The organism is Vineibacter terrae, from assembly GCF_008039615.1.
Lineage (GTDB): Bacteria > Pseudomonadota > Alphaproteobacteria > Reyranellales > Reyranellaceae > Vineibacter > Vineibacter terrae.
Map to the genome: position 1 here is coordinate 19,268 of NZ_VDUZ01000001.1, position 24,023 is coordinate 43,290.

Below are 24,023 nucleotides of genomic sequence, written 5' to 3' on the forward strand. Positions count from 1 at the left end.
GGAGCCCCGGTGTCATCCCGAGCGCAGCGAGGGATCTCCCGCGGCCCGGCGCGCCATGCGCCATCGGAGGGAGATCCCTCGCCGCGCTCGGGATGACTGAAGAGGCACGTGCCATGGCTCCATTCTTCGTCATGGCGCCCTCACCACGGCATCCCAGGCGTCGGCGACATGCCGGGGCACCAGCCACAGGCCGTCATTGCCCACTATCCGTGCGTAGCGCGCATGGCCCAGCGGGTTCTCGGCGCCGAACGCGATGGTGAAGCGTGTGGCGCTGGCACCGATGACGCTGACCACGACGGCCGGCGGGTCGAGCCCCAGATCGGCGGGCGGCATGCCGGCGGCCTCCTCGGGCGAGAAGCGCCGCTCGGGCCCTGAATCGCGCAGCAGGCTCAGCGCCTGCTCGATGCGCGCAGCCGCGTCGGCGGCCAGCGGCAGCGGCGGCTCGCCGCCGCTCCAGTCGCCCCGTGCCGAGCGACGGTAGCGCCACTGCCGGCCGCCGGCTTCGATCACCAGGCCGCGCACGTCGTGCGCATCGCGGCCGGCCAGGAAGCCGGCCGGCTCGAAGCGGTGCATGCCTGCTTCCGGACGCTCGCCGCGCATGGCGACGAAGCCGACGAAGCCGGCTGCCGCCAGCGCCAGCACCGCCCAGGCGGCGCGCTTGGCTAGCGGCGCAGCCACCATGCCGCCACCCCTGCCAGCGCGATGCCTCCTGGCATGCCGATCACCGTCAGCAGGAAGATCCAGCGCATCTGGCTGTTGGTCAGCGCCACCGTCGGCAGCACCTCGACCGGCGGCTTCATCGTCGGCGCGCTCTCCTCGCGCATCAGCCAGGCGATGCTGCCCAGCACCAGATCGGCATTCGAAAGATACGGGAAGAAGGAATTGCTGGCGAAATCCGCATCGCCGATCACGATCAGGCGGAACGGCCGCGTGCCGCCCGCGAGCGTGCCCTCGCTGGCCACCGCCAGCGGCTGCGCGCCATGCGGCGCCGCTGCCGCCTGCGCTTCCACCCGCAGCCGGTCGGTCACGACATAGCTCGACGCGCTGCTGGCGAACAGCGCCGTGCTGTTGATGCCGGCCGCCGCGACCGGACGAACGGGACGCGCGCCGGGAAAGAACGACAGCGCCAGGAAGCGCGTCGCCGGATGGCGGGCATACCGGGTCACGGCAACCATCTGCTCGTCCGTGTAGTAATGGTCTGACGGGTCGACCACGACGCCGTCGCCGATGCCGACGCCGGCCGCCCCCAGCAGCGCCGCCAGCTGCGGCTCGAGCACGTAGTCCGGCTCGACCAGGAACAGCGCGCTGCCGCCGCGCCGCAGATAATCGGCCAGCGCCCCTGCTTCGGTCGGCGCATGCTGCGTGCGCGGGTTGGCTTCGACCACGACGCTGCAATCGTCGGCGATGGCGCGGGCACCGGCCACGGTGATCTTGCGCACCTGGATGCCCAGCTTGTCCAGCGCGCGGTGCAGGCGGCCGATGCCATGCTGCTCCATCTGCACCACCGCCATGCCCTGGATGTCATGGCTGTGCGCGTGCGTGCCCTCGAAATGCGTGTGGAAGGCGAAATTGTCTATGTCGTACTCGCCATGGTCCGACACGAAGCACACGGTCTTGCTGTCGGTCCGCGTGACACGCAGGATGGCCAGCGCGATCTCGCGGTCGTCGGTGGTCGGCACTTCCAGCCGCCGCCCGTCGCTGATCAGCAGGGCCGCGTTGTACAGCCGCACGCCGTAGCGGCTGGCCACGGCCGGGCTCTGGTCGGGATCGACGGTGCGCACCTTCAGGCGCGGGTTGAGCCGCCCCATGAGCTCGACCATCACCATGGCGTGCCGCGCCGCCGGGTTGCCCTTCTGATAGAAGTAGATCAGCTCGACGTCCTGGCTCAGCGTCGCCACGACCCGCGTCGCCTCGGCCGAGGGCGTGAAGGCGCGCTCGCGGGTCAGGTCCAGATGCGCGTCATTGCGGTACAGCGCCACGTTCGCGCCGAGCACGACGGCCGCCGCGGCCAGCACCGTGAGCATCCGCCCGGTCCACCGCCGCCAGCCATGCGGCGTCGGCGGCAGCCGCAGGCCGGCGACGAACAGCGCCACCAGCGCCGCCAGGATGCCCAGCGCCCACAGCGCATCCGGCCACAGCCCGGCATGGGCATGCGCGCTCATCGCTCGGCCAGCCAGCGCGTGGTGAGGAACAGCGCCAGCATCGCCAAGGTCACGAAGTAGCCGATATCGGATGCGAACACCGAGCCGGTCGCCATCGGGCGGAAATGGCCGATCAGCGACAGGTTGATGGCCACCACGTCGAACGGCGCCGGCAGCAGCGGCGCCACCGAGTCGGCGAACCACAGCATCAGCGCCAGGCCCAGCGACAGCGCCGCCGACACGACCTGGTTCTCGGTGATGCTCGAGGTCATGAGCCCGATCGCCACCAGCAGCGCGCCGTGCAGCATCAGCGCCAGGCAGCCGCTGTAGATCGGGCCCCAATCGGGCTCGCCGTAGAGGCCCAGGATCACGGCGTAGACCAGCGCCCCGGCATAGATGCCGTAGACCAGCGTCAGCCCGGCCAGGAACTTGGCCAGCACGATCCAGATCTCGCGCACCGGCGCCGTCAGCAGCAGCTCCAGCGTGTCGGCCCGCCGCTCCTCGGCGAAGGACCGCATCATCAGCACCGGCACCAGCAGGATCGACAGAACGTACATCTGGTGGAAGATGTAGATCAGGTTCGCGGTCTTGGTGGCGAACAGGGTGAGGCTGAAGCTGTAGCCCAGCACCAGCAGGAAGACCGCGGCCAGCACGTAGCCGATCGGCGACGTGAACGTCGCGTGCAGCTCCTTGCGCAGCAGGACGGCGAGCGTGCTCATGCCAATGACAGGAACCAGTCCTCGAGGTCGGGCGTGTCGGCGACGGCGCGCACGCCCAGCAGACGCCCGTCCAGCAGGACCGCGACCCGGTCCGCGGTCTTCGCGACCTCGGCCAGGATGTGCGAGCTCATGACCACGGTGTGCGTGCCGGCCAGCGAGCGCACCAGCTCGCGCACCTCGATGATCTGGCGCGGATCGAGCCCGTTGGTGGGCTCGTCGAGCACCACGATCTGCGGCTCATGGATCAGCGCCTGGGCCAGCGCGACGCGCTGGCGATAGCCGCGGGACAGGGCCCGCGTCGGCTTGTGCGCAACGGCGCCCAGCGCCAGCCGCTCGACGACGCGGTCGACGGCGCCGCCCAGTTCGGCCGGCGACAGGCCCCGCAGGCGGCCCATGAACGCCAGGAACTCGCGCACGCGCATATGGCCGTACACCGGCGCCGCCTCGGGCACGTAGCCCAGGCGCCGGCGTGCCGGCAGGGCATCGCGCACGACGTCGAGGCCGCAGATCCGCAGGCGGCCGCGCGTCGGCGCGAGGTAGCCTGCCAGCATGCGGATGAACGTGGTCTTGCCCGAGCCGTTGGGCCCCAGCAGCCCGAGCACCTCGCCGTGCCGGATCTCCAGCGACAGGTCGCGCAGCGCGGTGACCGGCCCGTAGCGCTTGGTCAACGCCTCGGCGAGGATGGCGGGCGCGCCGGCTTCCGGCCCGGCGCTGGCGGCGATGCTCATGGCCGCGCCCGCAGCACCGGCGCGCACGCTGCCGGCCTCAATGTCGAGCCCCGCTATCGCAGCCGGCGTCGCGCACGAGCGCCGGTCAGTCGTAGAACTCCGGCGCCTTCTTGGTCGCCTTGAAGAGCTCGGGGTCGTGGGCGATGAAGAGCTGCGCCTTCTCGGCATCGCGGATGTGGCGGATGCGGGCATAGCTCTTGTACATGTCGCCCGGGCTCCAGGTCCCGGGAATCGGCGGGATCAGGTTCTTCTCCAGGCTCTCCTGCATGTAGACGACGTCGCTGGTGAGGATCACCGAGCCGGTCTTGGGCAGCTTGACGACCATGAACTGGCTGCCCGGCGTATGCCCCGGCGCGCGGAAGATGCGGATGCTGCCGTCATTGAACAGGTCGATGTCGCCGTCCAGGCGCATCACCTCCATCTTCTTGGTGTCGGCGAAATCGCCCGGGATGTAGTAGACCGAGTAGCCGACATCGGGCCACCATGCGGCCTTCATCTCGTCGTTCTGCACCACCAGGGTCGATTTCGGGAACTGCCCGACATTGCCGCCATGGTCGAGATGCATGTGCCCGACGACGAGGTACTTGATGTCTTCCGGCTTCAGCCCGATCTTGGCGAGCTGCGCCGGGATGGCGTCGTCCTTCGTCATCTTCAGCCCGAACCCCTTGGCCAGCGGGCCCCACCAGCCGTCGGCGTCGGTGATGGTCTTGTCGTTGTTCCCGCAGTCGAACATCACGTTCCCTTTGGGATGCTTGATGACGTAGAAGCCGACCGGCATCCAGTCGATGTTGCCGGTGCCGCCGATCTGCAAGGCCGCCTTGGGGAATCCGCCCATCGAGCCCGACGTGAAGACATAGAGCTTCGGCCCCTCCTGCGCCCGCGCGGTGCCGACCACCGCCGGCATGGCGCTCAGCCCGAGCAAGGCCACGGCGCTGACCAGGGTTCTGCCGATACGCTTCAGCATGGCGGTTCCTCCTGTTCGGGCTGCGGGCCAGGCCGCCGCCTCGTTTTTGCCGCTGAGTGACAACTTCCTCAGTCGCTGTGCGAATAATCCGCCTCGTCGCGGCGGCGGTCAAGACGCGAAACCCAATGTCCCGTCGTGCCCGCCCGCGCCGCGCTCCTGCCGGTGAGATACCCTGCACTGCGTTGACCTGCTCCCGAGGCCTCCTTAGAGTTCGCGCCCGGGGAGCGATGCGCAATGAGCGAGAGGCACTCCAGGCAATTGCCCGAGTCCGTTGGCGCGGCCTTGCGCGGCGTGTCCTCGGCTGGCGCCGCGCTCTGGACCTCCGTCGAACCCCGGATCCGGCAATGGGGCGCCAAGGCAAGAACCCGGCTGCGGCACTACCTCGACGAGGGATATGCCCTCGATGGCGAGGCTGCCCGGCCAGCCGCCGCGTCCATCACCTTCGAGGGTGCGACGGCCATATTCGGGGATGCGCCGGCGCTGCGCGACATCTCCGGGACGTTCGCCGCCGGATCGATGTCGGCGGTGGTCGGCCCGAATGGCGCCGGGAAGAGCACTCTCCTGAAGCTGGCTGCCGGCCTGCTGCAGCCCCGCGCCGGCATGATCCGGCGCGAGCCTGCCGACCCTCGTGCCATCGCCTTCCTGCCGCAACGATCGGAGATCGACACCGCGTTTCCCATCACTGCCCTTGATTTCGTCGCCCTGGGCGCATGGCGGCGCTACGGTTCGCTCGCGACACCGAACGACGATACCCGGGACAGTGCCCGGCAGGCTCTTGCCGTGGTCGGCCTTTCGGATGCAGCCATGCGGCCCATCGGCGAACTGTCGATCGGCAACCTCCAGCGGCTCCTGTTTGCCCGTCTGCTGCTGCTCGACACGCGTTGCCTGCTGCTCGACGAGCCCTTCGCCGCGATCGACCAGGCGACCGCCGACGATCTGCTTGCCGTGCTGCGCCGCTGGCATGGCGAAGGCCGCACGATCGTGGCTGTGCTGCACGACCTCGACCAGGCCCGGGAAGCATTCCCCGAATGCCTCGTGCTGGCGCGCCGCGTCATGGCGTGGGGCCCCACGCGTTGCGTGCTCACCGAGCAGACACTGCGCGATGCGCGCCAGGCGATGCAGGGCAATTGATGTACCAGACCCTCATCGCCCCCTTCGACAATTTCAGCTTCATGCGCATGGCGCTGGTCGGCGTGCTCGCCCTGGCGCTCATCAACGGCCCTATCGGCCTGATGCTGCTGATGCGGCGCATGACCTTGGTCGGCAACGTGCTGTCGCACGCGGTCGTTCCCGGCGCCGCGCTCGGCTTCGTCATGGTCGGGCCATCCATGGCGGTCATGGGCCTGACCGGCTTTCTCAGCGGCGTGGTCGTGGCCATCCTTGCCGGCGTCGCAACGCAGCTCACGCCGCTGCGCCAGGATGTGAACTTCGTGGCGTTCTACCTGCTCTCCCTGACGGCCGGGTCGCTGCTCGTGCTGGCGTTCGGCAGCAATGTCGATCTCATGCGCGTCTTCTTCGGCACGGTGCTGGCCATCGATCTGGGCGTGCTCGCCATGATCGCGGCCATTGCCACCGTGGTTCTGGTCGGCCTGGCGGTGTTCTACAGGCCCTTGCTGGTCGACGGATTCGATCCGCGCTTCCTCGGCAGCGTTGCCGGCCGCACCGACGTCTATGCCGGGATGTTCATGGCCATGGTCGTCGCCACGCTGGTGGCGAACTTCCTGGCGCTCGGAACGTTGCTGGCTGTCGGGCCGCTTCTGCTGCCGGCCGCCGCCGCACGCTGCTGGGCAACGCGGCTCGGCGCCGCGATGGCGCTCAGCGTGCTGCTCGGTGCGCTGGGTGGCTATGGCGGCCTGCTGATGTCGCTGCATGCCAACATGCCCTCGGGGCCGTCGATCGTTCTTGCCGACGGCATCATCTTCGTCATCGCTCTCGCGGCGAGCGGCCGCTGGTCAGTCATGTCGAGGTTCAAAGCGCGGGGTATCAGCCCATGAAACGTGTCCTGCTTGCGCTCGCAGCCTGCCTGGTCCTGGCGATCGGGGCGATCTCTCCTGCCGCCGCCCAACCGGTCAAGGTCGTGGCGACGTTCTCGGTGCTGGGCGATATCGTGCGGCAGGTCGGCGGCGACAAGGTGCTGCTGGCCGTGCTGGTCGGTCCCGATGGCGATGCCGAGCTCTATCAGCCCACGCCCGCCGATGCGAAGGCCATCGCGCAAGCACGGCTGTTCGTGGTCAACGGCAAGGATTTCGACCCCTGGCGCGACAACCTTGCCCGCACCGCCGGCTTCCGCGGCACGATGGTGACGGCGATCGACAGCGCCAAGACCATCTCGCGCAGCGTCGAGGGCGAAGGCAGCCGGCATGCGCGGCGCCTGGTCGTGGACCAGCACGCCTGGCATGACCCCGCCAACGGCGCGCTCTATGCAAAAGCCATCGCGGACGCGCTGGCCAAGGTCGATCCCGCCAACGCTGCCTTCTATCGGCAGCGGGCCGAGGCTTACGGCAAGGAGCTGACCGACCTCAGGGCGTGGGCCGTCGCGGAGATGCGGCAGATCCCCGACGCGAAGCGCAAGATCATCACATCGCATGACGGCTTCGCCTACATGGCCAACGCCTACAAGATCACGATCCTGAGCCCGGTCGGGCTGGTGAACGACAAGGAGCCGAGCGCCGACGACGTCGCGCGGCTGATCGCCCAGATCCGGCGCGCCGAGGTCAAGGCGATCTTCATCGAGAACATGACCGACCCGCGCATCATCCAGCGCATCGCCGCGGAAGGCGGCGGCGTGATCGGCGGCACGCTCTATTCCGACGCCCTGTCCAAGACCGGTGGCCCGGCCGACACCTACGTCAAGATGCTGCGCCACAACGTCGCCACCATGAAGGCGGCGATGATGAAGAACTGATCGGCGAGCCGGCGATGCTCGGCAATCTCGACACGGTGCTCGGCGACACAAGCGGGCGCATCCGGCTCGCCGCCGGCCTGGTCGTGGCCTTGTGGCTTGGCGTCGCCTGGGCCCACTGGTCGCCCACCACCAGACCCGAGGCAGCGGCCGGACCGCCGACCTACGAGCTGCGCCTGCTGGTCGCGGAAGGCCAGCCGTCGCCGGCGGGCGGCATGTTCGACCGCTTCCATGTCGCCTCGCAGCCGATCGTCACGCCGCTCAACCGCAAGGGGCAGACGGCGTTCTTCGCGACGCTGATCCGCAGCGGCGCCGAAGAGGGCGTCTTCCGGCACGAGCCTGATGGCCGGATCGACAAGATCGCAGCCGCAGGCGATTCGGCGCCGGGCGGCGGCACCCTGTCGAGCTTCGCCAAGCATCCCATCGTCGCGATGAACGACAAGGGCACGGTCGCCTTCACGGCCGCCGTCGCCGGCGGCAAGGCGGTCGAGGGCGTGTTCCTCCACACCGCTGGAAGGCTGAAAGCGATCGCGCTGACGGGCACGGCGGCGCCCGGCATCGCCAACGGCACCTTCGCCGATTTCGAGGTGCCGGCGCTGGACGACAACGACAACGTCGTCTTCCTGGCCAATGTGCGTCGTGGCCGCGAAGCGGTCGAAGGCATCTTCCTGTCCAGGGGCGGCGAGCTGCGCAAGGTGCTGGCTGCCGGCGACCCGGCGCCGGGCGGCGGCACGTTCGCGGCGTTCGGCATCCCCAGCATCAACAGCGCGGGCACCATCGCCTTCACCGCCGTGGTCGAGAAGGGCAATGTGCTGGGCGGCATCTACCTGCACCAGAACAGCGAGGCCAGGCTGCTGGTCGGGGCTGGCGACAAGGCTCCCGACGACAGCACGATCGCGAAGTTCTCGGAACGCATCGCGCTCAACGAGTCCGGCACCGTGGCCTTCAATGCCATCCTCAAGTACGGCACCGCTCCCGCGGCCGTGCTGCGCGTCGATGGCGGCAGCACGGGCTTCGTCGCCAGGATCGGAGAGGCGGCACCGGAGGGCGGCAAGTTCGGCTACCTCGGCCTGTGGCCGGCCATCGCCGACAACGGCGCCATCACATTCATCGCCTCGCTTGAAGGCGAGGCGCCTGGCATCGCGATCTTCCAATCCGATGGCGGCCAGGTCCGCCGCATCATCGCGCAAGGCGACGCCCTGCCCGGTGGCCAGAAGCTGGCGTCCTTCGGGCTCTATCCGGTCGTATCGGCAAGCCCGGACGGACAGGTGGCGTTCGCCACCACGCCCACGAGCACCGGTCCCGGCCGCGACGCGATCTACGCCTACCTGCCCGTCAAGCGCCGCTGATGGACGTATGTCAGTTCATGTCCGCCGGCGGGTATTCCATGAAGATGTTCGCTGACGTGATGAGGCGATGCGTCGTCGCCGTGCGCGGCGGCAATGCCTCGCCGCGCAACAGCTTCATGGCCATCGGCAACACGTCGTAGCCATAGCGGTCGAGATAGAAGCCGACCGAGCCGATCAGCACGCTGCCGCGGTTCGCCGGGTCGATCTCCTTCTTGTCATTCATGCCGCCATGCATCGACCGGTCGCACCCGAGGCTCACAATTGCTGCATCGTTCAGCCGGCCGGCGGCTTCCAGCGCCGCCTTTGTCGACAGCGCCGTCGCATCGTCCAGCGTTGCCAGCAGGATCTTCCTGCCACCTTGTCCGGACAGGAACCGCCCAAGCACCGCCTCCGTCTGCTGCGGGTTGCCGCCCGTGTCGAGCCTGGCCACGCTCGTCGTCACGCCGGCCTGGTTGAGCCCGGCAAGGATGCCCGCAATGCGTTCTCTGATCCGCTCGGCCGGATCGGAAACCGGGCCGACGATCGCATAGGCTGCCGGCAGGCCGGACCACATCGTGGCGGCAAACCTGCCCAGCGCCTCGCCGGCGATGCGGCCGGCGCCGGTATTGTCGGGGCCGTAGATCGGCGCATCGCCGATCGCCTGGCCGATCGCGATCACCGGGATGCCGGCGCCTTTCAGCCGGCGAGCGATCTCCGCATTGGTCGCGGGATCATCGAAATAGCCGATGTAGAGGGCCGCCTTGTCGCGGATCGCCGCCTCGGCATTGGCGAGCGCCTTGGCCTTGTCATGTCCGTTGTCGAGCGGGCGCAGGTCGATGGGATAGCGCCGCGCCGCCAGCTGGAAGCTGCTGCGCACATCGGCACCCGTGAAGCCGAGGCCTTCGATCCGCACACCGGGCTCTTCCGTGAGGTTGGCCAGCACGACGACCGGCCTGCGATCCTGCGCCGCGGCGGCTGGCACGATCGCCGCGCCGATCGACGCCAGCGTCGTTGCCACAAACATCCGGCGCCCTGCCGAGGGCGCCGGTCTCGTGAACCAGGGTCGTGCCGTCATGAATCAGCGGATACCTTCGATGGCCACGAACGTGCCCGTCAGGCCGACCGCCTTCGGCACGGTCATCGAGAAGAAGAACGTGGCGCGGTTCGTCTGGGCGACCTCGGCGGCCATCAGGTCCGTGCGCACGTTCTCGATGATGTGGATGCCGCTGTCGGTGATCAGCATGTTGTGGACGATGAAAGCCTCCTTGGGGTTCTCGCCCGGGATCACCTCGACGGCCCACGAGTCGGCGCCGACCGCGACCACCTTCTGCTCGATCAGCCACTTGGCCGCCGCCTTGCCGATGCCGGGCTCGCCGCTGTTGTACTCGGTGTTCTTGGCCGGGAACTGCGCGAACAGGTCGCCCCAGCCGGTATGGATGATGACGATGTCGCCTTCACGCAGGGTCGTGTTCGTCATCTTCAAGCCGGCCTGCAGATCCTCCGCGGTGATCACCGTGCCCTTGTCGAGGCAGGGCGTGCGGCAGTTCGCGTTGGTCTTCAGCTTGCCCGCCTGCTGGTAGACCTTGACCACGTCGATGAACACGCCGCGGGTGGCGAAGCTCTTGAGGTTCTCCAGGCCCAGCTTGGTCATGTTGTTCTGGGTGATGAACTTCCCCATGGCGATCTGGTTGTAGTAGCAATCCTGCCGCCCAATGTGCCCCATGCCATCGAGGTGCGTGCCGACGTGGCTCTGGCTGAGGTAGGTGTCTTCCATGTAGGTGAGCTGGTTCTCGCCGAACGAGGCACCGGGCGCGAGGCTGGTCGCCGTCAGGATGGTCTTCGTGAAGCGGGTGCCGAACAGCGGCACGCCGTCGGTCAGCGGGAAGGACATCACGATGACCTTGCCCTCCTGGATCTCCGCCGCGGCAGCCTTGGTCACGGCCGGCGTGATGCGGTTGGTAGCCCCGGTCTGATCGTCTTTGCCGAAAGGTGAAGCCGGCACGATCTTGCTGCAATCGGTTTGCGCCAGGGCATTCGCTCCCAAGCCGATCGATGCTACGAAGGCAATGCCCGTCAAGGTCGACACCATTCTCATGACATCTCCTCCTCTTCATTGCCGACGCGGCCTGCGGCCGCGCGCCCCCTTCTTGAGCGGGGTGGCGAAGGGTTGCCCAACGCCCCGGCCGAGTCAAAATCAATTCGCGGACGGTCTTCAAATTGTTATGGCGTTGACGTGCTATTTGTTCGCCGGAACCGGGCTCGCCCCGTGGCCGCTGGTCTTCACGGCTTCAAGCCGATGGCGAAGTCATGGTTCCAGGCAACCCTGATGCCGATGACATGGTCATCGGTGTTCTTGCCGGTGTCTGTGTCACGCACACGCTGATACTTGTACCCGGCGCCGAGCTGCCATTGCTCATCGAAGCGGTAGAACAGGGAGGTCGCGATCAGCCGGTCGCGTATCTTGACGACGCCCGGGGCATCGGCATTGCGCAGCGTGCCGGTGAGATACCATGTCCAGGCGCCATTGCCGACCATCACGTTGGCGCCCCAGTACGTCAAGCTGCCCGGCTGGCCACCCCCGTTCCAGAACCGCACCCACTCGATCGATGGCTGGATCGTCGTCCTGCCGGACAGCAGCACGTCCGTCACCCTGGCCGTGTAGTCGAACGCGATTGCCAAGCCCTGCTCGTTGCGGGTCTCGGCGCCGGCGGCACCCCTTGCCGGGCTTCTGTGCAGGAAACGATAGCCGAGATGGATGCCGAGCTCGGGCAGGAAGTCCAGGTCCGAGCTGTCAAGAGTCGCCGAGAAATTGTTGAACCTTCCCGTGTTGCCGAGCCCGCCGTCCGACCGGCGCAGCCGGCTCTGGCGCTCGACCGTCGACCCGCCGGCGCGGGGTGCGGTAATGATGGAGCGATGCAGGAACGTCGTGTCGGCGCGGAAGATCTGCCCCGTCAATTCATGCTGGCCGACGCCGCGGTCCCGCAGGTCGCCGCGCAGCACAAAGCCGGCGCCGATCATGTCGATGGTCTGGTAGTCCTCGGTGAAATCGACCGAGAACAGCCCTTCGGCGCGGTGGTGATCCTGCAGATAGCCGAAGGTCGGTCTGATCTTGCCGATGAAGAACCCGACCTGGCCGAGATCGACGTCCACGAAAAGCTGCTCCATGAACAGCCCAAAGCCCCGGAACGCCTCGCTGCGATGCGGCCGCAAGGCACGCAGCGGCTCGCCCCTGACGTTGCCTTGCACCGAGAGCCAGTCATTGAAGTGGAGTCCGAAGCCCAGATTCACGTCATCCAGATACATCTGGGCCGCGCGATGGGGCGTGAAATCGGTGGCAACCGGACCGTCGACGCGAAACGAGGCCTCGAAAGCGCCCTGGATGAATGGTCCATCGAACGCCCTGCCGGCCATGCTGTCGACACCGTGCGCCCAGGCGCCGGGCCCGAGCACAAGCGATGCGATGCCGGCCAGCCTCGCGGCTCCCCCCTTGAGCATCCTTCCCCCCGACCATGGTTCGCTGTGGCCGCTTCACATCGCCGATCACCGCCGGCTTGCTTCCCTCGTTCGTGGCACGAACATATCTGACGCATCGTGACACAGCCACATGGCTCCCGCTGTCATCCCAGCCGCGCGCCATGGCGCGCGCCAACATGAAAAGGGCGCCGCTGTGGCGGCGCCCTCTCGTCGGCATAAGGTGTTCTCAGCAACGATCAGGTCACGGCGATGGGACCGCCATTGGAGCCGGTCGCGCCCCGGATGGGCGCCGGCGAGAAGATGTAGGCGAACTGGTGCTTCCCGTCGGCGATCAGGGCCGTGAAATCCAGGTTCTCGTGGTTGTAGATGCCCTGCTTGCAGATCAGCTCGCTGTGCACCGGGAAGACGAGGTTCTTGTCGGGGTTGGGCACGACCTCGACGGCCCAGCAATCGCCGCCGGTCACGCAGGCGCCCTTGTCCACGACCCACTTGGCGACCTCCAGTCCGATGCCGGGCTCGCCGCTGTTGTACTTGTCGTTGTTCTTCATCCACAGCTTGCCCCAGCCGGTGTTGAAGAACAGCGCGTCGCCTTCCTTGATGTCCTCCTCCTTCATGTTCTGCTTCGTCATGGCGGCGCGCAGGTCGGCGAGCTTGATCTCCTCGCCGGCTTCCAGCATCCGGCCCTTCACCGCCTCGACGTCGAACAGATGGCCGCGCGTGAAGATCGGCTTGCAGTTCTCGATGCCCAGCTTCTTCAGGCCGTAGGCGGTGATCATCTCGAACTCGGTGACGCCGTTGTAGAAGCGCATCTCGGTCATGTCGCCATCCTTGCCCATCTGGATGCCGATGTGGCCGAGCCCGTCGAACTGCGTGCCGGTCTGCGCGACCTCGGCGGCAAGGAACTCCTCGTGGCCGATCAGCCGGTTGGCGCCATACGAGCTGCCGGTCGGCGTGGTCCGCACGCTGAACGTGCGCTCGCCGTATTTCGGCATCGCCGATTCATAGACGCGGCCGATGCGGTAGATCTTGCCGTCCTTGATGCCCTTGACGGCATCCAGAACCTTCGCCGGCGTGATCCAGTTGGACGCGCCTGCCTGGTCGTCCTTGCCCCACTTCGGATGCGGCCACCACGGCTTGTCCGACAGCGCCGGTGCCTGGGCGACCTGGACGGGCTGTGCCGCCGCGGTCCGCGGCGCCATCGCACCGAGGACGGCGGCGGCCCCGCCCACCAGCGTGGCCGCCTTCAGGATGTCACGGCGCTCCGCATCCGGCGCGTCGCCATCTTCCGCCGCGCGGCGGAGCTTGCTCAGGTCCATGTTCGTGTTCCTCCCAACCTGGTCGGGGCACATTGCTTGCCCTCTATCGACCCGCTGGTAGTGTTGCCGAAATCGCGACAGCGTCAACAAGTGTAAGTTGCGCACCGTTGAACGAAGATCGTTGGGGAAAGACCGATGAGCCTGTTCGATCCCGACAAGTCGGCCGGCCGCATGCCGGTGGCCCTGATCACCGGCTTCCTCGGCAGCGGCAAGACCACGCTGCTGAATCACATCCTGCGCGATAGGCGCATGGCCCGAAGCCTGGTGCTGGTCAACGAGTTCGGCGAGATCGGGCTGGACCATCTCTTCGTGCAGTCGGTCGACGGCGACATGGTGCTGATGAAATCCGGCTGCGTCTGCTGCACCATCAAGGGCGACCTGGAGCGCACGCTGCGCGACATCGCGCGCCAGCGGCAGGCGCAGGCGCTGCCGCCGTTCGACCGCGTGCTGATCGAGACCACGGGCCTGGCCGACCCGGCGCCGATCCTGGCCCTGCTGCTCAACAACCCGATGACGGCGCACGACTATCGGCTCGACGCCGTGGTGGCCACGGTCGACCTCGTGCATGGCGCGGGCCAGCTCGACGCGCAGCCCGAGGCCGTCAAGCAGGCGGCTGTGGCCGACCGCGTGCTGCTGACCAAGGGTGATCTCGCCTCGCCCGGGCAGCGGACCGCGCTCGATCAGCGCCTCGCGGCGCTCAACTCAGGTGCGCCGCGCTTCGAGGTGACCCAGGGCGCCATCGACCCGGCGCTGCTGTTCGATGCCGGACCGTTCGATCCCGGCGGCAAGACCGACAAGGTGCGCGCCTGGCTCGCCGCCGAGAGCGTCGACGCACACCATCACGATCACGATCACGCGGATCACCATCATCACCACGCGCCCGCCGATCCCAATCGCCATGACGCGCGCATCGCGAGCTTCTGCATGACGTGGGACACGCCGCTGGACTGGGACGTGTTCAATCGCTGGCTGTCGCTGGTGCGCGCCAGCTGGGCCGACCGCCTGCTGCGCGTGAAAGGCGTGCTGAACGTTGCAGGTGAGGACCGGCCGCTGGTGCTGCACGGCGTGCACCACGTGTTCCACCCGCCCACCCTGCTGGCCGGCTGGCCCGACGACGACCGCCGCTCGCGCCTGGTGTTCATCACCCGCGACCTGCCTCGCGCCAACGTCGAGGCAAGCTGGCAGCAGACGCAGGAGATGGCGTAGTACCGCCTATCGGTGGAAGGTGAGTCGCGACCGTCATCCCGAGCGCAGCGAGGGATGACGGGTGTGTCAGCGACCAGCGCTTCCAGGTTATGGTGCACCGGAAGGCGAACGGGGCCGGCGACCTCTGCCTCGTCTACAGGACCGGCGGCACGAAGCCGCCCCACGCCTGCTCCAGCAGCTGCGCGAACTGGATCGGCGTCGCATCCTCGAGGTAGGGCCCGATGATCTGCACGCCGATCGGCAGGCCGGTCGGCGTGCGGTCGATCGGCGCCACGCTTGCCGGCAGGCCGGCCGCGGTGGCGGGGCCAGCCCAGACGATGTTATTCGTGTAGGGCTGCGCCTGGCCGTCGACGTCGAGGCGGCGGGCGGACACTTCGGCATGATCGTGCGGGAAGGCCGCGGTCGGCATCGGCGGGCAGAGCACCACGTCGAATGTCTTGAACAGCGTCGCCCATTGCTGCTGCTGCACGGTGCGGGCGCGACCGGCAGCCTGCCAATCGCGCCAGCCGATATTGGCGCCGCGGACATAGATGGCATCCAGGCTCTGGTTGTCGGCGCCCATCGACGCCGCGAGCGCACGCATCTGCTCGTAGTACGCCGGCGGCCGGCCCGCGGTCAGGACCGGGCCGAGCAGGCGCATATAGGTGCGCGTCGCCTCGGCGAGGTCGGGCAGCAGCGGGCTTTGCCGCAGAACGGTGGCGCCCTCCTTGTCGAGGCGGCCGGCCAGCCGCGCCAGCGCCGTGCGGATCGCCTCGGCGGTGGGGCAGAGCGGATGGGTGTCGATCACCAGCACCCTGAAGTCGCGCAGCACGCGATGCCGCGGCCGCGGCAGGACCAGGCGCCAGCCGACGCCGTCGCGCTGCTCGTCCGGCCCGGCGACGATGTCCAGCGCAAGCGCCAGGTCCTGCGCGCTGCGCGCCATCGGCCCCACGACCGACAGCCCGTCGCCGGCCGATGGGATCGCCGGCGCGCCCGGGAAGGTCTGGCCGCGCGAAGGCACGATGCCGTAGCTCGGCTTGTGGGCGAACACGCCGCAGTAATGCGCCGGCGTGCGCAGCGAGCCGCCGATATCCGAGCCCATCTCGAGCGCGACATAGCCTGCCGCCAGCGCCGCCGCGGCGCCGCCCGACGAGCCGCCCGGCGTGCGGGCAATGTCGTAGGGATTGTTGGTGGTGCCATAGACGGGGTTGGTGCTCTGCCAGTCGGCCAGCGCCACCGGCACGTTGGTCTTGCCCATGATCACGGCGCCGGCTGCCTTCAGCCGCTGCACCACGACGGCATCCTCCGTCGGCCGCCAGTCCTTGAAGGATGGGAAGCCCCAGGTCGTGGGCAGCCCGGCGATGTTGTAGGACTCCTTGACCGTCATCGGCAGGCCCAGCAGCGGCCGGCGCTCGCCGCGCGCCAGCGCCTGGTCGGCCGCGACAGCCGCCTGCCGTGCCCGGTCGAAGTCGCGCACCACGACGGCGTTGATGTGCTTGTCGAGCCCCTCGATGCGGGCGATGGCCTGGTCGAGCAGCTCGACCGCCGAGACACGGCGCGCCGCGAGATCGGCCACGAGATCGTGCGCCGTGCGGTACCACTTGCCGCCCTCGGGCGCCGGTACCACCGCGGCGATCTGCCCGAAGCCGCGTGTCGCTGGAAGCGTGCACGCCGCCGCTGCGGCGCCTGCCAGGAATGCCCGGCGGCCGGCCGCGCCAGCCTGCCTGACCGAAGACCTGTCCATCACAGTCTCCTCCCTTCGCCCTGCCCCGCCCGCAGCGTCACCCGCCTCCCGAGCGTGGCGAGGCGCGACAGTCCGACAGCGGCGCTGCGTTGGGAAGCACGAAATCACAGGCGCCCGCTCCGGCGCCTGGCGCCGGGTCAGGGTGCCGTCATCTTCCCGGCGTCCGCAGGGGATTCGCATATGGGAGCACCGGTGCCGTCTCCTCGCCCCGCGGCAGCGGGGCGAGGGGTGGACGGCAGCATATGCGAATGCCCTGCCGGCGTCCGGGAGCTCCGGGTCTTGTCGAGCAGCGGCCTGGTCGGCGCATGGAGCCGGAGCGCCAGCCACTACACGCGTTGCGCCCGTGCGCGCCACGCGGCCGGCGAAGCGCCGGCAACCTTCTTGAACGTGCGGCTGAAGGCAGCCTCCGAAGCGTAGCCGACCTCGCGGCCGACGGTGGCAACCTTCCCTGCGCCATCGGATAGCCGGCGCGCGGCCATCTGCATGCGCCACTGGGTCAGGTACTGCATCGGCGGGCACCCGACCAGATACGCAAAGCGATCGGCGAGCACCGACCGGGACGTTCCGGACGCTCGCGCCAGCCCATCCAGCGTCCAGGCGGAGGCGGGCCGCTCGTGCAGCAGCGCCAATGCCCGGCCGACCGCGGGGTCGCGCAGGCCCGCCAGCCAGCCGGGCGTGTCGCTCTTGATACCGGCGAGATAGCGCCGCAGGACCTCAACGAAGATCAGCTCGCTGAGGCCCAGGCGGACGCAGTCGCTGCCGGCCCGGGCGATGCGTGCTTCCGCGAGCGTCAGATCGATCAGCCGGTCCAGGACATCATCCTGCGCATCGCCGGATCGCTGCAGGTGCAGCAGCCTGGGCAAGGCGGCCAGCAGCGGGTTGAACGGGCGCGCATCGCAGCCCAGGAAGCCGCAGACGAAGCGGGCGTGCTCGGGACCGCCGCCCCCCTCCTCGACCACGAAGGGCAGCCGGCCGGCCGCCATCGCGCGCAGGAACGCCAGCGATGCCTCGGCCGTGAACTCCAGCGGTCCGCCCGGTCGGCTGACCATCGTGTAGGGATCGGCATGCGGGAAGACCAGGATGTCGCCGGCGCCGAACCGCACCGGCTCCAGCCCGGGCAGGCTGGCATAGCCGGATCCTGCCAACGCGATATGGTACGAGACGATGTGCTGCGCCCGCGGCAGGATGATCGGCCCGAACGTCGTCGCATGCGGCACTTCGATGCCCCACGGCGAGGTCGCCTCGACCAGGAAGAACAGGGCGCCGGTCAGCTTGACCGTCCGCACGACCTCCGACAGCACGTCCTTGCCTGCGCTGCCCGCATCCACCGGCGCGGACAGGCGTCGGCCGGACGGCACAGCAAGCGATCCGGACACCTGGTCATGGGGTCGAGCCATGGCCACGACTATAGTTCCGTGCAAAACGCGCGCCCAGCGCCTTTGGACCCTTCATAACGCGGAGGCTCGACATGAACGCTCCTGAGGGAGGCCGAACGCCCGCCGAAGTCTACGAGACGCTGTTCGTCCCGGCGCTGTTCCGGCAATGGGGCCCGATCGTCGCCGGCCAGGCAGAGATCGGGGATGGCGATACGGTGTTGGATGTCGCATGCGGCACGGGCGTGCTCGCCCGCGCCGCGTATGAGCGCGCCGGGCTGCACGGCAAGGTCGTCGGCCTCGATGCCAATCCCGACATGCTGTCGGTGGCCCGCCGCAATCACGCGCAAATTGACTGGCACGAGGGAAAGGCCGAGTCGCTGCCGTTCCCCGATGCAAGCTTCGACGCCGTCGTCAGCCAGTTTGGCCTCATGTTCTTCGACGATCGTCCCGGCGCGCTGCGGCAGATGATGCGCGTGCTGCGTCCCGGCGGTCGGCTGGCGGTTGCCGTCTGGAGCGCGCTCGACCGCGCGCCGGGCTACGCCGCTCTCGCCCGGCTTCTCGGGCAGCTCTTCGGCGATAGCATCGCCGATGCCTTTCGTGCGCCCTTCGTGCTGGGCGATCCCGGACGGCTCCTCGCCCTCTGTCGCGCAGCGGAAATTGCCGATGCGAAGGTGCGCGAGCACAGCGGCACCGTTCGATTCGCCTCGATCGATGCCCTGGCCTCGGCGGAACGCGCCTGCGTCTGGACGCTCGGCGGCCTGCTGGATGACGCCCAGTTCGCCGACCTGCTCAAGCATGCCGATATCGCGCTCAGGCCCTACGTGACGGCAGACGGCGCCGTCGTCTTCGACATGCCAGCCCTCGTTGTCACGGCGCGCAAGCAGCAGTGAGACGTTGTGCGCCCGGCTTCAACGACCGGGCGCACAACAGTGCCGGGCGGCGCCTCGATCAGGTTCGCTTGAACCCTTCGACCTCGCGCGCCGCCCAATCAAGCGTCTTGTCGAGCGCTTCGCCCTGGAAGTATCGCACGATCATGTGGGCCTGGATCGACTGGGCCCAGATCTGGGCGGCGATCAATGGCGGCGCCGGCGAGCAGGTGACGCCGGCAACCTGATCACCGCCCCGGATGGGATAGTGCGAGATCGAGCCCTTGGGCGGCCCTTCCTCATCCCAGGTCTTGAAGTCGTTGAATTTCGAGTAAGGCGGGATGTCGTAGCCCTGGCTGGCGGCGACCTGCCGCTCGGCGGTCTGCCGGGAGGTCAGGTGCTCGAGCAGGCTCCTGGCTGCCTCCTTGTTCCTGGAGAAGCTCCAAAGACCGTAGAAGCGCGGCAGGATCGGATTGAAGCGCCCCTTCGGTCCCTTGGGGAAGCCGTGCGTCCAGCACTGCTCGGCGACCTGCGGCGCATCCCGCTTGGCGACGGCCCAGGCGCTGGGCGGGTTGCAGATCAGCGCGCCGCGTCCCGAGATCAGCCACTTGTTGTTGGATGAGTCGTCCCACGCCGGCGCGTCCGAGGGACAGAATGCAGCGAGCTTCTTCGCGTAGTCCATCACTTGCCGGACAGCGTCCGACTTGACCGTCACGTTGCCCTCGGCATCCATGAGCTCCGCGCCGTAGGCCAGGAACAAGGCCCCGACCCATTGGTTGGTGTCGGTGGTGCTGCCCAGCGGCAGGCCGAAGCCGTGCCCTGCCTTCTTGCACTTCTCCGCCGCGACAAGGAAAGCGTCCCATGTCCAGCTTGCGTCCGCAGCCGGCTTGCCGGCGGGATACAACGCCTGGACGTCGATGCCGGCATCGGCCTTCATCATGTCGATGCGCGAGCAGCATCCGAGCAGGAGCGTGCCGCGCGTCATCGGCACCGCCAGCCAGCGGCCATCGAGCTTGCCGAGATATTCGACCGCCGGCTCGATCGGCCCGTTCGTGGCGATGACACGCTTGATGACGTCATCGACCGGCTCGAGCCGCGCGTTGTACTGCGCCGCCTCCCAGTTGGTGAACTCCATGATGTCATGGCCCGACTTGGCCTGGGCCTCGGCGGCCAATGTCAGCAGCAGCTTGTTCCCCTGGCTCGTGATGTAGTCGACCTTCACGTCGACCTTTTCCTTGTCCGCCCATTCCTTGATGATCGCGGACTGGGCATCGTTGGCGCCCGGGACCCAATGGTCCCACAAGCCGATCGTGAGGCTTCCGGCCGCGTTCGCGCGCTGCACGAACGGCGCGCCGACAAGGCCGACGGCCGCACCCGCGGCCATGACTCGACGACGAGACAGTTTGCGAAACTGCATGGCATTATCCTCCCTGAGCTTGTGCACGCACTCGAGTTCGTTCTGCTGGTTTTTGTGCAACGCTGCGTAAAGGCACTCGTGCCAGGCGATCCCTGAGGCCACGCCCCAACTCGTTCGTGTTCTATGTATTTCGGGCCTGTGGCTGCAGGCAGCGCCGCCCCGACTTCGACGGAGATTGGTCGGGCTGTCAACCCGCAGCGAACAAGCCGACGGCTACGATCAGGTCTATGTCAGCCTGGGACGCACCGCGAACGCGCACGGGTCCGCTCCCGCGCACGAGAGATCCCACGAGACCGCAGGGCGCTCGCATATGGGCTTTCGACTACCTTCCCCCGCCTGCGGCAGGGCATTCGCACATGACCTCGCTGTCATCCCGAGCGCCAGCGAGGGATCTCCTGCGGCAAGGCGCACGGTGCGCAATTCGCGGGAGATCCCTCGCTACGCTCGGGATGACGGTAGGGGCATATGCGAATGCCCTGCCCCGCAAGCGGGGGGAGGTAGTCGAAAACCGACGCTCCCGCTCATATGCGATCGCCCTGCATGCGACCGGGCTGCCGTGGGCACGGCCGGCGCGCGCCGGCCATGAGCAGGTGCTGCCGCTTGATTTTTGGCACGGTTGTGATATATGTTTCGCTCTCCTGTAGGTTGAAAGAAACGAAAGCCAGGGTGCTGCGGCACGCTCTCGCGTCAGGCGCCAGTTCAGGCGTGCCAGCGCGTGAGCAGAGACGCTTCATCGATGCTGCGCAAAACCAATATGACGACACGGGGGGTTGTGGGGAATGGCGCTTCCACCGGCTTTGATGCATCCGCCGATGATGGCGATCGGCGATTCACTCTACAACGGCATGCGGTCGGCCACGATCGACGGGCAGAAGACCCAGGGCAGCCCACCTGCCCTGATCGCCCGGAGCCTTGGCATCACCAGCTTCTCGGTTCCCGATCTGCCGCGGCCGGTGCTCGTCGACCTCGAGAACTGGCTGGAGCGCCTGTCTCCCATCGTCGGGGTGCCGCTGGCCGTTGCGACCATCATCGGCGACCTGCGCGAGTCGATCCGCTTCTGGGCGACAGGTCCGGCCAATGTGCCGTCGCCAAGTGGGGCGCGCGCGTTCCACAATATCGCCTTCGCCGGCGCCACCATCGAGGACATGTATCAGCTGACGGCCGAGAAGGCCGACGCGTGCGCCCGCAAGCTCGCCGCCGACGCCCTTGCCGGCGGCGGCCTCACGTCGCTGGTCGCGAACATCGGTACCCTGCTGATCATGGCCAATGCCCGCTTCACGCTGGCACCCGATCCCGAGCTTTCGGAGGCCAACCCGTTCCGCCGCAGGACATCGCTGGAGATCGTCGCGATGCGGCAGCCCCGGCGCCTGCTCGTCAGCATCGGGCACAACAACGGGCTGGTGGACATCGCGCTTCGGGCCGATCCGGCCGGCGCCACGCATCTGGCCAATGAGCTGGAGGCGCGGTACCCGGAGCTGGTCTGCCAGCTGTGCGCGCTGCCCGCCGCGGTGGAAGCGATCTACGTCAACCTGCTTCCCGCCCCCAGCGCGGTGTCGAGCCTGATGCCGACGTCGACGAAAGCTTTCGACACGGATCTCGGCCGCTACTTCGAGAGCTATGAGACGCTCATGTGCTATCGCTATGGCACCTACAGGGGCGAGCGCCTGCACGAGATCGATCTCGAGGTCCAGGCCCTCAACCAACGGATCATCGACCTGTTCAAGGTCCGTGACACGATCGGAAGGGTCCATTTCATCGACGTCTTTGGCCGCATGAAGGGCATCGATTCGAAGAACAACGGCCGCAACGCGGGCAACACGTTCATCGTCGATGGCCGGACCTGCACCAACGAGATGTTCCAGGCCAACCCGCTTCCCGGCAGCCTGGGCTTCAAGGCGGGCGGGCTGGAGGGCCTCGACGGCATCCACCTGACGGCCGTCGGCAATGCGCTCCTGGCGCGGTGGGTCCTGGAAGCCATCGCCGAGAAGGAAGGCGTGGCGATCACGCAGCCTGCCCCGGTGACCGACTCGCTCATCAGGAATCCACCCAATGCGTGGTCCTGGGCGCTCTTTGCCTACAGGGACATCATGCGGGCCCAGGCGGGCAAGCCGCATAACCGGTCGGCCCTGGAGGTCACCGCCGTGCAGCACAGCGTCGACATCGCCGCCAAGGTGATGAGCCGGATGTCGCTGACCAGCGGCAAGCCACCGGAGCCCGGGGTGTAGCACCTGCTCTCACTGATCAGCGGGTCGCACGCTTTTTCCGTCATCCCGAGCGCAGCGAGGGATCTCCTGCGAATTGCGCACGGTGCGTCTTCCCGCAGGAGATCCCTCTCCTGAGCTTGTCGAAGGGGCGCTCGGGATGACGGCATTGGCGCATCAGGCATAGCGATCCGGGTGCTCACGTCGAGCCTCTCCTCACGGAGCCAGCCATATGCTTTTCCTCGGGCGCACATGCCGAACCGCTGCCGCGGCAACCATCGCATTGGCGTGCCTCGTGGCCGGCTGCGCACCCGTCGCCGATGCCATCGACGCCATGTCGAACGGCACGGCGGAAGACCGGACCCTTGCGCCCGGGCCGGCGGCCCGGGCCCTCCACGACCGCCTCCTGGTCGCCGACCTGCACGCCGACACGCTGCTGTGGCGGCGGGCCATCAGCCCGACCGAAATGCGCCGCGGCCATGTCGATCTCGTGCGCATGGAGCGCGGCAACATCGGCTTGCAGGCGTTCACGATTCCGACGCGCGTGCCGATCGGACGCTCCTGCATATCCGGCCGCGGCCCCGACCCTGCCGGGCTGCTCGCGACGCTCAACGGCTGGCCGCCCGGAACCCGGACCTCGGCCTATCACCGCGCCCTGCACCAGGCCAGCACGCTGGCGGCGGCCGCCGCGGCGAGCCGGAAGGGTTCCGGCGCCCGTCTCAGCATCATCCGTTCGGTCGACGACCTGCGTGCCTGGCTGAGCGCGCGCTTCCCGGAGCCGGGCACCATCAATCGAGACGAGATCGGTGTGATCCTCGGGCTGGAGGGCTCGCACGCGCTGAACGACACCGTCGGCGCCGAGCTCGATGCGCTTTATCGGCTTGGCCTGCGGATGATCGCGCCCACCCATCGGTTCGACAACGCCTTCGGCGGATCGAGCGAAGGATGTGATCGCTACGGCCTCACGATGCCGCTGGGCAAGCGTCTGATCGAGACGGCGATCGCGCGGCGCATGATCGTGGACCTGGCTCATGCCTCATCCGGCACCCTGGAGGCGGCGGTCGCGATTGCCGCCAGCCACCGGCATCCGGTCGTCATCTCCCATTCGGGCCTGCGATCGTTCCTGGAGCGGCTGCCGCCGTGCTGCAACGGCGAGCCGATGCGCGGGAACACCGATGCCGAGCTGGTGGCGGTGGCCCAGACCGGCGGCGTTTTCGGAATCGGGTTCTGGAAGGAGGTGCTGGGCACGGCGGATGTCGACTACATCGTCGCCGCCATCCGCCACGCGCTCGCCGTCCTCGAAGCGCATGAGGGCCGGCCGCCGCCCGCACCCGGCCTGCGCACGATCAAGCGCGCATCGCAGCACATCGGGCTCGGATCGGACTGGGACGGCGCGGTCAGGACCGCCATCGACGCCGGGCAGGTCGGCCTGATCACCGAGGGCCTCATGGCGGCCGGCATATCGCAGGACCGCATCGCCGACATCATGGGCCGCAATGTCTGCCGTGTCGTCGCGCAGAGCCTGGCCGGCGGCAGCCTGACCTTCGATCAGGCCTTGCAGCTCTGCAACGGCGGCTGAAGCGGGACGCCGCCTCGCGCGTGGTCGGCACCTTCATCCTGCTGTTGGGTCTGACGATTCTTGGTCCCGGGCCATTCAGTCAC

20 protein-coding genes are annotated in these 24,023 nt (G+C 68.2%); 8 read left to right on the top strand and 12 right to left on the bottom strand.

Going from position 1 to position 24,023, the window contains the following annotated elements; translation table 11 throughout:
• Nucleotides 1-129 precede the first annotated feature (129 nt).
• From FHP25_RS00115 to FHP25_RS00135, 5 genes are all read right to left on the bottom strand, one after another.
• Complete coding sequence (locus tag FHP25_RS00115) at nt 130-681, bottom strand: DUF4340 domain-containing protein (protein ID WP_147844843.1); 552 nt, start codon at nt 679-681, stop codon at nt 130-132.
• On the bottom strand, nt 663-2,162 hold the full coding sequence (locus tag FHP25_RS00120) for a Gldg family protein (protein WP_147844844.1): 1,500 nt from the start codon (nt 2,160-2,162) through the stop codon (nt 663-665). The genes FHP25_RS00115 and FHP25_RS00120 overlap by 19 nt, the downstream gene beginning before the upstream one ends.
• Nucleotides 2,159-2,860 carry an ABC transporter permease gene (locus FHP25_RS00125; RefSeq protein WP_147844845.1) on the bottom strand — a complete coding sequence of 234 codons (702 nt, stop codon included), beginning with the start codon at nt 2,858-2,860 and terminating at the stop codon, nt 2,159-2,161. Before FHP25_RS00125 ends, FHP25_RS00120 begins: the two co-directional genes overlap by 4 nt.
• Nucleotides 2,857-3,588, bottom strand: coding sequence for an ABC transporter ATP-binding protein (locus FHP25_RS00130; RefSeq protein ID WP_178133174.1), 732 nt, complete (start codon nt 3,586-3,588; stop codon nt 2,857-2,859). Before FHP25_RS00130 ends, FHP25_RS00125 begins: the two co-directional genes overlap by 4 nt.
• Before the next feature lie 85 nt (nt 3,589-3,673).
• Nucleotides 3,674-4,552: an N-acyl homoserine lactonase family protein gene (locus FHP25_RS00135; protein WP_147844847.1), complete on the bottom strand. Its 879-nt coding sequence runs from the start codon at nt 4,550-4,552 to the stop codon at nt 3,674-3,676.
• Nucleotides 4,553-4,786: 234 nt separating this feature from the next.
• Between FHP25_RS00135 and FHP25_RS00140 the strand changes: the two genes are divergently transcribed.
• Genes FHP25_RS00140 through FHP25_RS00155 form a run of 4 tightly spaced genes read left to right on the top strand, consistent with a single transcriptional unit; the run spans nt 4,787 to nt 8,803 of the window.
• Nucleotides 4,787-5,683: a metal ABC transporter ATP-binding protein gene (locus FHP25_RS00140; protein WP_147844848.1), complete on the top strand. Its 897-nt coding sequence runs from the start codon at nt 4,787-4,789 to the stop codon at nt 5,681-5,683.
• Nucleotides 5,683-6,546: a metal ABC transporter permease gene (locus tag FHP25_RS00145; protein WP_147844849.1), complete on the top strand. Its 864-nt coding sequence runs from the start codon at nt 5,683-5,685 to the stop codon at nt 6,544-6,546. Before FHP25_RS00140 ends, FHP25_RS00145 begins: the two co-directional genes overlap by 1 nt.
• Nucleotides 6,543-7,457 carry a metal ABC transporter solute-binding protein, Zn/Mn family gene (locus tag FHP25_RS00150; protein ID WP_147844850.1) on the top strand — a complete coding sequence of 305 codons (915 nt, stop codon included), beginning with the start codon at nt 6,543-6,545 and terminating at the stop codon, nt 7,455-7,457. The genes FHP25_RS00145 and FHP25_RS00150 overlap by 4 nt, the downstream gene beginning before the upstream one ends.
• A 14-nt stretch (nt 7,458-7,471) precedes the next feature.
• Entirely contained in the window at nt 7,472-8,803 is a 1,332-nt protein-coding gene (locus tag FHP25_RS00155; protein ID WP_147844851.1) for a DUF7453 family protein, read from the top strand.
• A gap of 10 nt (nt 8,804-8,813) precedes the next feature.
• On the opposite strand, the gene FHP25_RS00160 is transcribed toward FHP25_RS00155, so the two are convergent.
• The 4 genes from FHP25_RS00160 to FHP25_RS00175 form a co-directional block, all read right to left on the bottom strand.
• Nucleotides 8,814-9,806, bottom strand: a complete 993-nt coding sequence (locus FHP25_RS00160) for a sugar ABC transporter substrate-binding protein (protein WP_178133175.1) — start codon at nt 9,804-9,806, stop codon at nt 8,814-8,816.
• A gap of 54 nt (nt 9,807-9,860) precedes the next feature.
• Nucleotides 9,861-10,877: a cyclase family protein gene (locus FHP25_RS00165; protein ID WP_147844853.1), complete on the bottom strand. Its 1,017-nt coding sequence runs from the start codon at nt 10,875-10,877 to the stop codon at nt 9,861-9,863.
• Between the two features lie 185 nt (nt 10,878-11,062).
• On the bottom strand, nt 11,063-12,277 hold the full coding sequence (locus FHP25_RS00170) for a hypothetical protein (protein WP_147844854.1): 1,215 nt from the start codon (nt 12,275-12,277) through the stop codon (nt 11,063-11,065).
• Between the two features lie 215 nt (nt 12,278-12,492).
• A complete protein-coding gene (locus tag FHP25_RS00175; RefSeq protein ID WP_147844855.1) occupies nt 12,493-13,572 on the bottom strand; it encodes a cyclase family protein in 1,080 nt (359 codons plus the stop codon).
• Nucleotides 13,573-13,707: 135 nt separating this feature from the next.
• Between FHP25_RS00175 and FHP25_RS00180 the strand changes: the two genes are divergently transcribed.
• Nucleotides 13,708-14,778, top strand: coding sequence for a CobW family GTP-binding protein (locus tag FHP25_RS00180; protein ID WP_147844856.1), 1,071 nt, complete (start codon nt 13,708-13,710; stop codon nt 14,776-14,778).
• A gap of 133 nt (nt 14,779-14,911) precedes the next feature.
• On the opposite strand, the gene FHP25_RS00185 is transcribed toward FHP25_RS00180, so the two are convergent.
• Together FHP25_RS00185 and FHP25_RS00190 are read right to left on the bottom strand one after the other, a co-directional pair.
• Nucleotides 14,912-16,501: an amidase gene (locus FHP25_RS00185; RefSeq protein ID WP_147844857.1), complete on the bottom strand. Its 1,590-nt coding sequence runs from the start codon at nt 16,499-16,501 to the stop codon at nt 14,912-14,914.
• Between the two features lie 326 nt (nt 16,502-16,827).
• Entirely contained in the window at nt 16,828-17,898 is a 1,071-nt protein-coding gene (locus FHP25_RS00190) for an AraC family transcriptional regulator (protein WP_147844858.1), read from the bottom strand.
• Nucleotides 17,899-17,969: 71 nt separating this feature from the next.
• Between FHP25_RS00190 and FHP25_RS00195 the strand changes: the two genes are divergently transcribed.
• On the top strand, nt 17,970-18,767 hold the full coding sequence (locus FHP25_RS00195) for a methyltransferase domain-containing protein (RefSeq protein ID WP_147844859.1): 798 nt from the start codon (nt 17,970-17,972) through the stop codon (nt 18,765-18,767).
• A 58-nt stretch (nt 18,768-18,825) separates the two neighbouring features.
• On the opposite strand, the gene FHP25_RS00200 is transcribed toward FHP25_RS00195, so the two are convergent.
• On the bottom strand, nt 18,826-20,160 hold the full coding sequence (locus FHP25_RS00200; RefSeq protein ID WP_147844860.1) for an ABC transporter substrate-binding protein: 1,335 nt from the start codon (nt 20,158-20,160) through the stop codon (nt 18,826-18,828).
• A gap of 812 nt (nt 20,161-20,972) precedes the next feature.
• Here FHP25_RS00200 and FHP25_RS00205 point away from each other — a divergent pair.
• Both FHP25_RS00205 and FHP25_RS00210 read left to right on the top strand, forming a co-directional pair.
• Nucleotides 20,973-22,385, top strand: a complete 1,413-nt coding sequence (locus FHP25_RS00205) for a hypothetical protein (RefSeq protein ID WP_147844861.1) — start codon at nt 20,973-20,975, stop codon at nt 22,383-22,385.
• Between the two features lie 271 nt (nt 22,386-22,656).
• Entirely contained in the window at nt 22,657-23,940 is a 1,284-nt protein-coding gene (locus FHP25_RS00210) for a dipeptidase (protein WP_178133176.1), read from the top strand.
• The last annotated feature ends 83 nt before the right edge of the window (nt 23,941-24,023 follow it).